Raw genomic sequence first — 14,935 nt, 5'->3', positions numbered from 1 at the left:
GCCATTACGGTCAGACGTTGGCGTTGCCGGCCTTCCACTGATCCCACGGCACGTTCCAGTCGCCGAGACCATCCGTGCCGGGCAGCGTCGAGCCGACGGTGTTCGCGACGAGAACGATGTCGCCGCGCTTGGTGTTCTCGTAGAACCACTGCGCGTTGCTGGTGCTCACGTTCAGGCACCCGTGGCTGACATTGCTGTACCCCTGACTGCCCACCGACCACGGCGCCGCGTGCACGTAGATGCCGCTGTAGGACATCTGCGTGGCGTAGTCCACCTCGGTGCGATACCCGTTGGGCGAGTTGGACGGCACACCATAGGTCGAGGAATCCATCACCATGTGCGAGAGCCGGTCCCCGATGATGTAAGTGCCGTTGTTGGTCGGAGTGCTGCTCTTGCCCATCGAGATCGGCATGGTCTTGATGACCTCGCCGTTGCGGCGGACGGTCAGCGTCTTGGTGTCGTCGTCCGCGGTCGCGATGATCTCGTCACCGATCGTGAAGTGCGTCGTGACGTTCTCCTGGCCGAACAACCCGTCGCCCAGATCGACGCCGTAGGTGTTCACCGCCACGTCGACGGTGGTGCCCGGCTTCCAGTAAGCCTGTGGGCGCCAACGCACTTCGCGGTTGCTCAGCCAGTAGAACGCGCCGTCGACGGGCGGGTTGGTGGTGACCGTGATCGCCTTCTCCGCTGCCAGACGGTTCGGAATGTTCTCGTCGAACCTGACCGCCACGGGCTGTCCAACCCCGACGACCTCGCCGTCGCCGGGAAGCAGGTAGGGCATCGTCAGGTTCTCGGGCGAGTGGGTCTCGAACGTCATCGACCGGCTGGCGATGCCGCCGAGGCCGAGCGACTGCGCGTTGAGCGTGTATCGCTGGTTGTAGCCGAGGGGGTCGATGGTGGTCCACGTGAGCCCATCTGGGCTCAGCCGGCCCACGACGGGCGTGCCTTCGTCGTCGGTCATCGTGACGGCGCCGAGGACGCCGTCCTCGGCGCCTACGGTGACGGGTGCGTCGACCGTGACGCCGACCGCACCGTCGGTGACCGAGGCGGTGAGTTTCGGCACCAACAGGTCACCGAACGGCGTGCCCTTGTCGGTGATGGTCTGGGGTTGTGGCGGAGCGGCGGGCGCACTGTTGCAGGCGCTGATGCCGAAGACCACTGCGGGGACTAATAGCAGCGCCGCCACCACGGACTTCCGACGCGGACGGGCCATCCCGTTGACCTGCCACATGCTTAGCTCCACCTCACACCTAGGTCTCATCGGGATGATCGACTACTTGCCGGTAAGTCTAAGGGCAACCTGTGTGTGCAGCACGACCACTCGGCGCTGCCCGTCCCCCTCCTAGCGCGGGATTTCATCTGCGCTGCGGGGGCTGTTATTGTCTCTCACGCGCGCCGTTAGCTCAGTTGGTAGAGCAGCTGACTCTTAATCAGCGGGTCCGGGGTTCGAAACCCTGACGGCGCACTCGACTTTTGTACTGGCTCGGCCGGCGGCGATCGGGCCGCCGACCATCGGGTTTTCGGCCTCGCGGTCGGCCCTGACTGCCACATCCGGGACCGAGCCGGCCGTCACCGCCGCCGCTTTCCACGGTGCATTGACGCGGATGCACCCCCTGGGCGACGGAATGGCCACACCCACGGGCAACGCGCGTCGTGCAATGCATTGCAATCGAGCTGCATTCGAGGCGAGTTGCACCCAGTTGACGACGCGCCCGCCACTCCACCGACGACGCTCGCCGATTGTTCGGTGATCTTGATCGCCGCATACGGCACCGTCAAACGGCGTGGTGTAGGTGGCGAGTTCGGCGGAGTCGAGGAATGGCTTTGCGTGCGGGTCATTCAAGATCGCCCAAAAGTAACCCTGCCCTAATTGCCGATAACGATTGCAGCCATCCAGGTCGCGGATCGGGCCAGTCGAGCCCGTCGTTGGAGGTGAGGCCCGTGGACACCACTTCGAGAGGTGCCGATTTCAGCGTTGCGACGATGAATTGAGTCACACTCGGCGCGCGGTATTCACGTCACCGGGACGGCCACGCTGAGCCGAATTGTCAGCCCCTGATCAACCCGGCCGGGAATTTAGTTGCGACGACTAACGATCGACTAGTGATCGCTGTCACATTCATTGCATCAGAATAAGAATTGACGTAATCGACAGTAATTCATTCGGCCTTCCGCCCGCGGCCTCCGCATGGGTGACACTCGCCGCTCCGACGTCGAACTCCCGAACGAATGCGCAGTTTTAGCAAACATTACATCGGTATGATTGACGGAAAAGTTAATATCGATCGAGATTCGCCAGCGGGCCGCCCGACTATGTGCTGAAATCGGCGCTGGTGTCAGTTTGGCGCTTGCCTCAAGTATCGAAACCGCCGGTAGCGGAAGGTTCAAAGATCGAGGCCCGCCAAGTTTCGACCAGTGCAAATCGGGGTACAGCTGCTAACATCTGATTAGCTAGCGAACGACGAACGCCAGCCCGCCCAGGCGACGAGGAGAGGAACGGAGGTCTTAGCTGATGACGATCACGAGCGCATCGCTTACCGCGACCTCACCCAGCCTGGACGACGACGACGAGGCAACTTCGCAATGTGTCGTGACGGTCTACAGCTGCAGCAGGCTCGGCCGCACCGCAAACCCGCCCAGCCGGTGGTCCACCGACTGGTTCCGGCCCCGCCGCCGTCGCTGACGGAGCGGCTCAGCGCCGCCTGATGCGGCGGATCACCAGCACGACCATCAGGGTGCCGATGCCCGCCAGGGACACTGCCACGGCCGGCTTCTTGACGAACTCCACCACGCCCGCCTTGGCATCGTCGGCAATCCTGCGCGGATTAGCCCGCTCGGCCAGGGCATCCACGGTCGACGCCAACTGATCGCGAGCCTGGTTGATGTCCTGCTTGATGCTGTCCGGATCTCGCTCCGCCACGTCAACCCCTCCAACTCACGTCACTGCCTTGCCGAACTACCCTAGTTCAGGCCAGCAGCGATCCGGCGCGCCGGCCGACCGAAGGGACACATACGCATGCCACCGACCCCTCGTCTCGCAGTGGGCGACAAAGCGCCCGCCTTCAGCCTGCCCGACGCCGACGGCAACACGGTGAAGCTGAGCGACTTCAAGGGCCGCAAGGTGATCGTCTACTTCTACCCCGCCGCATCCACCCCCGGTTGCACCAAGCAGGCCTGCGACTTCCGGGACAGCCTGGCCCCACTCAACGAGGCGGGCCTCGACGTCATCGGCATCTCGCCGGACAAGCCTGCGAAGCTCGCCAAGTTCCGCGACACCGAGGGGCTGACGTTCCCGCTGCTGTCCGATCCCGACCGCGAGGTACTGACCGTCTGGGGCGCCTTCGGCGAGAAGACGATGTACGGCAAGACCGTTCAGGGCGTGATCCGCTCGACGTTCGTGGTCGACGAGAAAGGCAAGATCGAGGTCGCACAGTACAACGTCAAGGCCACGGGCCACGTCGCCAAGCTGCGCCGCGACATCTCGGTCTAACCGCCCAGCTTCTCCAACAGCAGCGCCTGGCTGATGGCCGCGCGTTCCAGCACGCCGAGGTGCAGGCTCTCGTCGATGCTGTGCGCCTGCGTTGCGGGGTCCTCTACGCCGGTCACCAGGATCTTGGCCTCCGGGTAGGCGTCGGCGAACGCGGCGATGAATGGGATGGATCCGCCGACCCCCATGTCGATGGCGTCGGTCCCCCACGCCTGCCGGAACGCGGCGCGCGCGGCGTCGTAGACGGGTCCGCTGGCGTCGATGGCGTACGGCTGGCCGACGTCGCCAGGCGTCACCGTCACCCTGGCGCCCCACGGCGCGTGCGCCTCGAGGTGCCGCGTCAGCGTGTCCAGATGTGCCCGTGCGTCCCCGCCGGGAGCGACGCGCATGCTGACCTTGGCCCGCGCCCGCGGAATGAGCGTGTTCGACGACGACGCGATCGACGTGGTGTCGATGCCGATGACGGTGATCGACGGTTTCGCCCATAGCCGTTGCGGAACCGACCCCGAACCGATCTCCGCCACACCATCAAGGAGGTCGGTGTCTTCTCGCACCCGTTCGGCCGGGTAATCGACGTCGGCTGCCGTGCCCTCGTGCAGACCAGCCACCGCGACGTTGCCGTCATCGTCGTGCAGGCTGGCCAGCACTCGCACCAGAGCGGTCAGCGCGTCGGGCACCACGCCGCCCCACATGCCGGAGTGCAGCCCGTGGTCGAGGGTGGCGACCTCGACGACGCAGTCGGCAAGGCCGCGCAGCGATACGGTGAGCGACGGGATCTCGGTACTCCAGTTGTCGGAGTCGGCGATCACGATGACGTCGGCCGCGAGCAGGTCATGATGAGCCCCCAACAGTGCGCCTAATGATGGCGACCCGGACTCCTCCTCGCCCTCGACGAACACCGTCACACCGACCGGCGGATTGCCGCCGTGGGCCCGGAAGGCGGCCAGATGCGTTGCGATGCCCGCCTTGTCGTCGGCGCTGCCCCGGCCGTACAGCCGGCCGTCACGCTCGGTCGGCTCGAACGGCGGCGACGCCCACTGCGCCGGGTCGCCTTCGGGCTGCACGTCGTGGTGGGCATACAGCAGCACGGTCGGCGCGCCAGCAGGCGCGGGGTGCCGTGCGATCACCGCAGGCGCCCCACCTTCGCTGACGATGCGCACGTCACCGAAGCCCGCCGCGGACAACAGCTTTGCCACCGCGTCGGCACTGCGCCGCACCTCGTCGTGACGGGCCGGATCCGCCCATACCGATTCGATGCGGACGAGATCCTCGAGATCGGCGCGGACCGATGGCAGCAGTTCCCGGACACGGGCAACGAGATCACTCATGCCATCGAGGGTAGTGCCCGCTCGCCGCGCGCGAACGTGCGCAAAATACAGTCTCGGACCGGCGTGTCTCGGAACAGACACGCACGCTCGCGCAGAGGGTGGTTAGCTCGCGGACTCCAGCACTGCCACCGCCGCGGCGGTGTCGCCGTCGTGGGTCAGCGACAGGTGGATCGTGATGTCCTGCAGGTGCTCGCCGATCGCACCGGAGAGGCGAACCCGCGGGCGTCCCCACATGTCCGTGACGATCTCGATGTCGCGGTGGATGCCCTCGGGCAGCATCGGGCGCTTCGAGAACCGCGATCCCGACCAGGCCTTGATCACGGCCTCCTTGGCCGCCCACCGCGCCGCGAGGTGCCGCGCCGCCGACGAACTCTTGTCCGCGGCGTCGCGGCGCTCACCCGGCGTGAACGTCTCCGCGAAGACCGTCCCCGGTTGGTCCACCTGCTCGGCGAAATCCGAGATGGATACCAGGTCAATGCCGACCCCGACGATGCTCATGGGACGAACGCTAACCCACGCCCCATCCGCTCATCGCGAGTACCGGCCGTCCTCGCCGAGCCGCGACGATGCATCGAGCAACATGTCGGCTTCCTGTCGCTTCTCCGGTGAATCGTGGTTGAAGCGCCTGTCCGCCGGCTTCACGTAGAGCGCGGGCCCACCGGCGATCGCCGACGCGAACCTGCGCTGGCCCTCCAGCACCCTGTCGTTGGCCCGGCGTTGGTAGTCCTCGCGCTTCGCCGGATCCAGCGCCGCCAGGAGCGCCTGCGGGTGCACTAGCGCCACCAGACCGGACACGTGACCGAAGCCAAGGCTGGTCACCAGACCGGCCTTCATCGGGAACTTCTCCCCCAGATGCAGGGTCTCGCGCACCCACACGAAGTGCGACGCATGGGCGAGCTCGTCGTCCACGCAGTCCAGGCTCCGGTTCGGCGGAATGACGCCGTCACGCAGCATCTGGCACAGCCCCATCATCTGGAACGCCGCCGCACCGCCCTTCGAATGCCCGGTCAGGCTCTTCTGACTGACGATGAACAGCGGTGCACCTGGCGACCGACCCATCGCGCCGGCGAGCCGCTCGTGCAACTCCGTCTCGTTGGGATCGTTGGCCAGAGTCGACGTGTCGTGCTTCGAGACCACGGCGATGTCGTCGGGCCCGACGCCGAGCTGGGCGAGCGACTTCACCAGTTGCGACTCCTTGCCGCCGCGGCCCGCGCCAAGAGCACCAAGGCCCGGCGCGGGAATCGACGTGTGCACGCCGTCGCCGAACGACGAAGCGTAGGCAACCACGGCCTGCACGGGAAGACCCATCTCCACCGCCAGATCACCGCGGGTCAGCAGGATGGTCCCGCCGCCCTGCGACTCGACGAAGCCAAGCCGACGCCGGTCGTTGGCCCGAGAGAACTTCGAATCGCTGATGCCCTTGGCACGCATGACCTCGGTCTCGGCGGTCGCCGACATGTCTCCGAAGCCGGTGACGGCCTCCAACGTGAGGTCGTCATAGCCGCCCGCGATCACGAACTCGGCCTTGCCGAGGCGGATCTTGTCGACGCCCTCCTCGACGGACACCGCCGCCGTTGCACACGCCGCAACGGGGTGGATCATCGCGCCGTAGCTGCCGATGTACGACTGAACGACGTGGCCTGCGAAGACGTTCGGCAGCACCTCCTGCAGGATGTCGTTTGGCTTGTTCTGGCCAAGCAGGTTGCCGTGGAACATCGTCTGCATGGACGTCAGTCCACCCATACCGGTGCCCTGGGTACTTGCCACCAAACTGGGGTGCACCCAACGCATCAGCTCGGTCGGGGAGAACCCGGCCGACAAGAATGCGTCGACGGTCGTGACCAGGTTCCACAGCGCAACGCGGTCGATCGAGCTCATCATGTCCTGGCTCACGCCATAGACGGTCGGGTCGAAACCGGTCGGAATCTGAGCACCGACGGTGCGCGACATCTCCACCTTGCGCGGCACCCGGATCTCGGTGCCCGCCTTCCGCGTGACCTGCCAGTCGGCGCTGTCGGCCACCGGCGTGATGACGGTGTGCTCGGGATCGAACTGCACGAATCCGCGCGCGTCCGCCTCCGACGACACCACGAAGGTGAAGTCCTTGTCGAGGAAGACCGAAACCAGCAGCGGCGCTGTGTGATCGGCGTTGATCGCGCCATCGTCGACGAACTCGCGGATGCCGACCCGTTCGATCACGATGTCGTGGTAGCGCTCGACCAGCTCGCCCTCGTCGACCAAATCGCCGGACTGCGTGTCGTACCAACCCGGCTTGGGGTCGTCCTCCCACTTCACCAGACCTGTGGTCCAGGCGAGCTCGAGCACCCCGGCCGCCGACAGCTCGCCGGAGACCTCCATCTCGAAGCGGGTGCGCGACGAACCGTAGGGTCCGAGCTCGGCGCCGCTGACGATGACCACCAGGTCGGCGGGGTCGACGTCGAGGTCGTTCCACGCCGGCGGCGGCGCCGCCGAGTAGCCACGCGGAGGCGACGGCAGCGCCCGGATGGTGTCGAGGTCGACCTCGTCGTCGGCAGGAGCCTCTGCGGCCATCTCCTCGCGAGCCTTGGCGGCCAATTCGCCCATGTCGATGTCGATCTCGCCGAGGCCGCCGGTCAGATCCTTGCGCAACGGTTCACGCGCGGCCGCCACCTTGGATTCGATGTCGCACAGATCGAGCAGCATCGATGCCATCTGCTCGGTCGTGTAGGTGGTCACGCCAGCCTCTTCGACGGCGCCGACGATGGCGTCGTTGTGGCCCATCAGCCCGGTGCCCTTGGTCCAGCCGATCAGCGCGTGTGCCAGCGAGACACGCTGTGCCCACGACGATTCGGCCTTCCAGCGGGTGACGACTGCGTCCAGCGCAGACTTGGCCTCACCGTAGGCACCGTCGCCGCCGAACATGCCGCGGTTCGGCGAACCGGGCAGCACGACGTGCAGCCGTGAGGCGATGTCTCGCTCGGAGCCGATGTGCGAGAGGCCACCGATCAGCCGTTGCACGGCCCACAGCAGCACCTTCATCTCCATCTCGGAGCGCGAGCCCGCCTCCGAGAGATCGCCTGCCACGCGCGGCGCCGCGAACGGGAACAGCAGCGTCGGCGTCAGGGCGTCCTTCAGGTGAATCGATTGCGGTCCAAGGCTTTCGGACTGCTCATTGCCCACCCATGCGACCAGCGCGTCGATGTCGCTGTACGACGCCATGTTGGCGGGCACCACCCACAGCTGGCCGCCGAACCGGGCACTGTCCCGGTAGAGCGTCCGGTAGAACGCCAACCGGTCGTCGTCCAGCTTGGACGTGGTGGCGATGACGGTCGCGCCGCCTTCGAGCAACTGCGCCGTGACCGACGCGGCGATCGAGCCCTTGGAGGCACCGGTCACCACTGCGATCTCGTCGGCGTAGCGGCCCTTGTCGGGGTTCTCCGCACCGGCTGCCGCGCGTCCATACAGCGACGCGTGGACGTTGCGGCCTGCGGCAAGAGCCCTGCCCTGCCACCAGTTCGCCTGCGTGGCGACGACGTGCCCGGCACCCTCGAAGCGCTCCGAGAGCCGCGGCCAGTCGGTATCGATCTCGCCGTCGTCCATCAACCACAGCCGGGCGAGATCTTCGCGGGCACTGGCCCAGCGGTCGTCGAACAGCACCGCCTTGCGGCCGTCGAACGTCGGAGCCACCAAACGCGGCCAGTCCGAACCCAATTCGGTGGTGACGAGGTCGATCAGCTCGGCGTCGTTGACCGTCTCGGGCGCACTGACCTGGTTGTCGAGGCCCAGCTGGCCGAGGATCATCCTGGCGGTCGAGGCGAGCACGCCCTCGGGCCCTGTGACCTGCTCGGCGAACTCGGTCAGCGCAGCGGAGTCCACCACGCCGCCGCCAGCGGCGCCCGACGATGGCAACGAAACCGCGATGCCCTTGCGGGCCCCGACCGCTGCGACCGCCCCGTCGACGACCTTGTCCACCGTGGCCGCGTCGGCCAGCGCACCCTCGTGCAGCCCGCCGAGCGCACCACCGCGCACGCTGGTGCCCTCACGGGTGCCAAGCGCGACCTCGACGACGACGTGCTTCGCCCAGCCCTCGCCCAGTTCCCACGTCTTGGTGACGCGTTCGGCGATGGCGGCGGGCCGCTTGCCGGAGGGGCCGAGCACCGTGCGCAGCTGATCGTTGATCGCGTCGGAAAGCACGGGGCCATAAGGCTTGTACGTGCGGGCCAGCTTGGTCACCTGAGCCTTGAGCCCGGCCAGGTCGGCCTCGGCCGCCCCATCGATCGCGCCGAGGTTGAGCTCCGAACCCAGGTCCACCAGCAGCTGGTTGCGCCGTGACGACGCACCGTCGGTGATCGACTCGATGGAGTCCAGCAACTCGATCTGGTCGATGCGCATCTTCGCCGAAAGGGCGACGAGCGCGAGCGTGGCGTCGGCAGCGTCGAACCCGATGTCATCCGGACGCGGGCCGCCACTCGGTGCAGCCTGAGCGGGAGCCGGCGCAGCGGCCACGGCAGCGGCCTCGGCGGCCGGTGCCGGCGTGTCATCGCCTCCTGCGTCGTCGGCCTCGGGTTCCGGATCGGTGTCGGTGGCGAACAGCACGGCGGCGTCGCGCTCGGTGTTGAGCACCTCGGTCGTGTTGTGCGAATACTCCGGCAGCTTCAGCGTATTCGTGGCCAGTCCGGCGACGGTCGGCGCTGACTTCACGCCGATCTCGACGAACCGCTCGATCCCGAGCCCGCCCGCGGCCTCCTCGATGAACAGCAGGTCCTGGGTTTCGATCCAGCGCACCGGGCTGGCGAACTGCCAAGCCAGCAATTCGATCACGATCTTGCGGCATAGCTCGCTGGGCTTCTCGTTGCGCCACGTGTCGTAGTCGGCGAGCACCTCGTCGAGCGGCTCGGCGGGCACCAGGTCGCGAATCTCCTGGATGAAGTCGCGGTCCAAGGTGAACGGCCGCGGCACCAGGTTCGGGACGTAGCGGCCGACGAGCAGATCGGGATCCGCGTCGCGCGGCATGACCCGCTCCAGCGAGCGCCGGAAGTCGGCGACCCCGACCCGCAGCACCGAGGAGTGGAACGGCACGTCGATACCGGGCACCAGGATGAACGACCGCTTGCCGCCGGACAACTCGCGGCGCTTGTCGACCTCCTCCTCGAGCACCTCGAGACCGCGCACCGTGCCCGCGATGGCGTACTGCGAGCCACGAAGGTTGTAGTTCACGATCTGCAGGAATTCGCCAGTGCGCTCAGCGATCTCGTCGATGAACGCAGGCACGTCGTCATCGGGGAGGTCGATCTGCGACGGCCGGATCGCGGCCAGTCGGTAGTTGGAGCGGCCGTGCTCGTCGCGCGGGACGATGTCGTGCATCTTGCTGCCGCGGTGGAAGACGACCTCTAGCAGTGCCTCCAGCGGGTATACGCCGGAAACGCATGCCAGCGCGGTGTATTCACCGACGGAGTGGCCGCAGGCGATCGCATCCTCGACGAACGCGCCCTGCTCGCGCATCTCGGCGACCTGCGCAGCGGCCACCGTCGCCATGGCGACCTGAGTGAACTGTGTCAGGTACAACACGCCCTCGGGATGGTGGTAGTGCACGCCGCTGGCGATCAGGCCGGTCGGGTTGTCACGGACCACGTGAAGCACCGAGAAACCAAGGGTTTCGCGGGTGAACTTGTCGGCCATGTCCCACACCTTGCGGGCGGCCTTGGACCGGCTGCGGACCTCCATGCCCATGCCCTTGTACTGAATGCCCTGGCCCGGGAACGCATACACCGTCTTCGGGGCGGCCAGCTGCGCAGTCGCCGACATCACCAGGTCGGCACCGACCTTCGCGGTGACCTCGACGATCTCCGCACCGCGGTCGATGCCGACGCGGTCGACGCGGAAGTCGATGTCGTCGCCTGGCAGGACCATGCCGAGGAAGCGGGAGGTCCAGCCGACCAGTCGCGCGGGCGGGGTGGCCCGGCCGTCGGTGGCGGTGACGACGTGTTGCGCGGCGGCAGACAGCCACATGCCGTGCACGATGGGCGATTTCAGCCCGGCGAGCAGTGCGGCGGCACGGTCGGTGTGGATCGGGTTGTGGTCACCGGACACCACGGCGAACGCGCTCATGTCGGTCGGCGCGGCGACGGTGACGTCGCGGCGCCGGCGGCGCGGCGTGTCGGTGGCGTTGTCGGTGATCGCTCCGCCGGCGCGCGCCGGATCGGACAACGCGACGGCACCGGTGCGGCCGCGAATGGCGAACCGCTCCTCCAACTTCACCAGCACGGTGCCATCTCCATCGGAGATGGTCACCGAGACCGGCACAACGCGGCCGACCTCGGTGTCGACGGCAGGCGAAGCCGTTGCGGTGACGGTCAATTCAGCCGCAGTCTTGGGCATCGGCGCGAGCAGGTGCGCCGCGTGGTCGAGGTGCACCAGGCTCAGCAGGCCCTCCACGATCGGGAAGCCGGCGTCGGTGACGGCCGCACCGATGACGGAGAACACGGCGGGCCAGCAGCGGCCGACGAGTGCGTCCGGCACCAGGGTCAGGCCGGGGGCCAGCGGCGCGCCGAACGTCGCGGTGACGCCGGTGTGGTCGGCGACCTCTTCCGGATCCCAGGAGACCGTGACGGTGGTGCTGTCGTTGGACACCGGCGGCAGGGCTTCTGGGCCCTCGACACCCGCGGCGATCGCCAATACGGCGCGCATCGCGGCCGACGCATCCTCGGTGGTGACGACGGGCATGCCGCCGTCGACCGTGGCGGTGGGCAGCGTGAAGCGGATGGTGATCCAGATGTCGGACAGCGGAACCGACAACACGACCTGCTCGCCGGCCAGCTCCAGACGTGCACCCGTGGACGGGTGTGTGGCCGAACGGTTTTCGTTGACCTGCCACTCGCTCGGCTCACCGATGCGGTGCACCGGGTTGATCGCGGTGCGGCCTGCCCACAGCACGTCGGGCGAATCGAGCACGACGGCCAGCGGGCCGGTGACGTCGACGCGGGCCTGACGGCGCGACACCACGGCGACGGCCTCGGCACCGGATGCGATCACCTCGTCGATGGACGCCTGCTCGAACCGGTCGAGCAGCTCACCGACCGGCTCGTCGACGCGGGTGATGCCTGCGACGGCCTCCGTGCCGGGAATGATGCACACCTGGTCGGCCGTGTAGCGCGCGTCGTGCGCCTGCCACAGCGAGTCACTGCGCCACCAGCGCCGAACGTCCTTGTCGATGACGGGGACGAAGTTGACCGGCTTGCCGAGGGTCTTGCACAGCGTGACGAAGAACGGCAGGTCGGCGGGATGCAGCTTGACGGTCTCCGCGTCGGGGTAGCGCGCCAGCAACTCCGCGACGGCCCGTTGCGGATCCTCGAGCAGCGCCTCACCTTCGGCGCTCACGCCGTACAGCGTCTCGATCGGGCCCGAGTCCGCGGGATTCAGCCGGGCCTCGGCCCGCTTGAGCATCTCCTCGAACCGGTCGCGCCAGGTGTCGGCCAGCCACTGGCTGCCAGGTGCGGCGGTGTCAGCGGTGCTGTCGCCGTCGCCGATCGCCAGCTCGACGTAACGCTGCAGCCACTGCAGGTACGTCATGTCGGCGACGTCGCCGAAGTACGGCTTGGCGGTGTCTGCCATCGCGGCGATGATCTCGTCGCGCCGTTCGGCGACAGCGTCACCATCGCCTGCGACCTCGTCGAGCAGCCGGCCGCAGCGTGACGCGGAGTTGTCGATCTCGTGGATGTCGGCGCCCAGCTGGCTGCGGCTGGAAGCCATGCCGCCCTGGGCCTTACCGGCGCCGATCCATTGATCGGTGCCGTTGGTCTCGACCAGCAGCTGCTTGACCGCGGGCGACGTGGTCGACTCGAGAGCGGCCATCGCCGCGGTGCCGACCAAGATGCCGTCGACCGGCATGTCGGGGAAGCCGTAGCGTGCGGCCCAGCGCCCGGACAGGTACTCCGCGGCGCGTTCCGGAGTGCCGATGCCGCCACCAACGCACACGGTGATGTTGGCGCACTTGCGCAAATCGCCGTAGGTCGACACCAGCAGGTCGTCGAGGTCTTCCCAAGAGTGGTGTCCGCCTGCGCGGCCACCCTCGATGTGCACGATGACCTCGCGGGTGGGGACCTCCGCGGCGATCTTGATGACGGACTTGATCTGCTCGACGGTTCCCGGCTTGAACACCACGTGGGTGATCCCGATCTCGTTGAGCTCGTCGATCAGGTCGACGGCCTCCTCGAGCTCGGGGATGCCCGCGCTAACCACAACACCGTCGATCGGCGCGCCGGACTGACGGGCCTTCTGCACCAAGCGCTTTCCGCCGACCTGCAACTTCCACAGGTACGGGTCGAGGAACAGCGTGTTGAACTGGATGGCACGGCCCGGCTCGAGAAGTTGGGTCAACTCCTCGATGCGCGCGTCGAAGATGGGTTCGGTGACCTGGCCGCCACCGGCGAGTTCGGCCCAGTGTCCTGCGTTGGCCGCAGCGGCGACGATCTTGGCGTCGACGGTGGTCGGCGTCATGCCGGCAAGAAGGATCGGCGAGCGTCCGGTGAGGCGGGTGAACTTGGTCGACAGCTTCGTCGACCCGTTGGGCAGCGTGACGATCGACGGCGCATAGCTCGACCAGGCGGGCGCGACCTCGGGTGCCGCACCGACGGTGAACAGGTTGCGCTGTCCGGCGCGGGTCGCCGCGGCGACGATGCCGACGCCGAGCCCGCGAATGACGGGGGCCGTGACGCGGGTGATGGTGTCGCTGGGGCCCAGATCGATGATCCAGCGCGCGCCTGCCTGGTGCAGCCGCTCGACCTCGGCGACCCAGTCGATGGGCCGCACGAAGATCGACTCCGTCATGTCGTGGGCGAGCTCGGCGTCGATACCGGTCCTGGCAGCCCAGCGGTCGACGAGATCGACGCCGTCCGCCAGCCGCGGGGTGTGGAAGCCGACCTCGACCTGCACGCTGTGGAAGACCGGTGCGAACACGGCGCCACCGCGCAGCTTGTTCTTGCGCTCGGCTTCTTCCTTCTCGGTGATCTTGCTGCAGTACAGCTCGAACCGGGCCAGCTGTTCCGGGGTGCCGGTGATGACGACCGACCGGCGGCCGTTGCGGATCGACAGCACCGGCGGCAGCACGGTGCGCACATCCGTTGAGAAGTCCTCGAGGAGTTCGGCGATGCGATCGGGATCGGCATTGGTGACGGAGACCATCGGCGACTTGTCGCCACGCCCGACCATGCCGCGACGTCGCGACACCAGCGACCCTGCCGCGCCGATCAGCTGCAGCAGCGCCAGCAGTTCGGCGTCGCGGGTCCCGTTGGCCTTGAGCGATTCGCAGGCCATGGTGCCCTGTGAGTGACCGGCCATGGCCACCGGAGGCGTGCCATCAAGATCGAGCCCCTGACGCTTCACGGCGCGAATGGCGGCCATCTGCGCCAGCAGGATGCCGGGGCCGGAGATCGCGGCGGTCGTGAGCTGCTTGGAGGTGGGCAGCGGCTCGTCGGCCGCCAGCGCGCGCACCCACTGCATCGGCTGGAAGCCAATCGGCCGCACGACCACTAGCTCGCGGGCGACGGGCTCCAGCAGTAGTTGAGCCTCGCCGACGACCTCGCTCAGCTCGGATTCGATGCCGGCCGAGCTGATCAGCTCTTCGAGGTTCTCCAGCCAGTTGCCGCCCTGCCCACCGAACGCGACGGCATACGGTTCGCCGGCGTTGAGCAGGTCGACCAGCGCATGCGCGCCGGTCAGGGTCGACGAATTGTCGCCTGCGTCGTTGCGGCCGGTGGAAACTCTGTTCTGCTCGTTGATCGTCACGTCTTGTCCATCTCCTCGGTGCGCTGGGCGCGTATCGCTCGTCGTCAGGCTTGTCTTCTCGGCGGCTCGGCCCCGCTCGCATGCGGGGTCCTGCGATTCGGCGTCGAATCTCGCTGGCTCCGGTCTCGTCTCCTCGGGCGTTGAGGAGTGCGGCCGGACTGCCCTCCCGGGCGGCCCAGCGGACGGGCCAGCCCCATAAGAGTGTCATGAGAGCCAGGACCATTTTCTGCCCTCAAATGGTTACTGGCGAGTTCTACGCACGGGTAACCACATATTGCGTAACGCGGGCTTGCGGAAGGCCACGAGTCTTCCGGGACAAACGTCCTGCATGCGCGTGGTTACGGTCGAGTAGCAACAA

Annotated in this window: 7 protein-coding genes and 1 tRNA gene; 3 read left to right on the top strand and 5 right to left on the bottom strand. The window is 67.4% G+C overall.

The genetic code is table 11. The features are described from left to right. Positions 1-10: 10 nt before the first annotated feature. Positions 11-1,231: an Ig-like domain-containing protein gene (locus HNP02_RS26555; RefSeq protein ID WP_184443615.1), complete on the bottom strand. Its 1,221-nt coding sequence runs from the start codon at positions 1,229-1,231 to the stop codon at positions 11-13. Between the two features lie 161 nt (positions 1,232-1,392). On the opposite strand from HNP02_RS26555, the gene HNP02_RS26550 reads away from it, so the two are divergent. Continuing rightward, positions 1,393-1,465: transfer RNA gene (locus HNP02_RS26550), tRNA-Lys, on the top strand. Between the two features lie 1,047 nt (positions 1,466-2,512). After that, entirely contained in the window at positions 2,513-2,683 is a 171-nt protein-coding gene (locus tag HNP02_RS26545; protein ID WP_184443614.1) for a hypothetical protein, read from the top strand. A 9-nt stretch (positions 2,684-2,692) separates the two neighbouring features. On the opposite strand, the gene HNP02_RS26540 is transcribed toward HNP02_RS26545, so the two are convergent. Further along, a complete protein-coding gene (locus HNP02_RS26540; RefSeq protein ID WP_184443613.1) occupies positions 2,693-2,920 on the bottom strand; it encodes a DUF3618 domain-containing protein in 228 nt (75 codons plus the stop codon). A gap of 96 nt (positions 2,921-3,016) precedes the next feature. Here HNP02_RS26540 and bcp point away from each other — a divergent pair, with 96 nt between their 5' ends. Then, complete coding sequence (gene bcp, locus HNP02_RS26535; protein ID WP_184443612.1) at positions 3,017-3,490, top strand: thioredoxin-dependent thiol peroxidase; 474 nt, start codon at positions 3,017-3,019, stop codon at positions 3,488-3,490. On the opposite strand, the gene HNP02_RS26530 is transcribed toward bcp, so the two are convergent. From HNP02_RS26530 to HNP02_RS26520, 3 genes are all read right to left on the bottom strand, one after another. Next, complete coding sequence (locus HNP02_RS26530) at positions 3,487-4,815, bottom strand: dipeptidase (RefSeq protein ID WP_184443611.1); 1,329 nt, start codon at positions 4,813-4,815, stop codon at positions 3,487-3,489. The genes bcp and HNP02_RS26530 overlap by 4 nt on opposite strands. Positions 4,816-4,917: 102 nt before the next feature. Then, entirely contained in the window at positions 4,918-5,313 is a 396-nt protein-coding gene (locus tag HNP02_RS26525; RefSeq protein ID WP_184443610.1) for a holo-ACP synthase, read from the bottom strand. Positions 5,314-5,343: 30 nt separating this feature from the next. Next, a complete protein-coding gene (locus tag HNP02_RS26520; protein WP_184443609.1) occupies positions 5,344-14,577 on the bottom strand; it encodes a type I polyketide synthase in 9,234 nt (3,077 codons plus the stop codon). Positions 14,578-14,935 lie beyond the last annotated feature (358 nt).

This window comes from Mycobacterium sp. AZCC_0083 (genome assembly GCF_014202335.1).
Classification (GTDB): Bacteria; Actinomycetota; Actinomycetes; order Mycobacteriales; family Mycobacteriaceae; genus Mycobacterium.
The sequence above is the reverse complement of the archived record's forward strand: the minus strand, read 5'-3'. Positions and strand labels throughout refer to the sequence as shown.

Coding starts and splice junctions, on each gene's coding strand:
- HNP02_RS26555 (WP_184443615.1), bottom strand. CDS start 1,231: ATGTGGCAGGTCAACGGGATGGCCCGTCCGCGTCGGAAGTCCGTGGTG.
- HNP02_RS26525 (WP_184443610.1), bottom strand. CDS start 5,313: ATGAGCATCGTCGGGGTCGGCATTGACCTGGTATCCATCTCGGATTTC.
- HNP02_RS26530 (WP_184443611.1), bottom strand. CDS start 4,815: ATGAGTGATCTCGTTGCCCGTGTCCGGGAACTGCTGCCATCGGTCCGC.
- HNP02_RS26545 (WP_184443614.1), top strand. CDS start 2,513: ATGACGATCACGAGCGCATCGCTTACCGCGACCTCACCCAGCCTGGAC.
- bcp (WP_184443612.1), top strand. CDS start 3,017: ATGCCACCGACCCCTCGTCTCGCAGTGGGCGACAAAGCGCCCGCCTTC.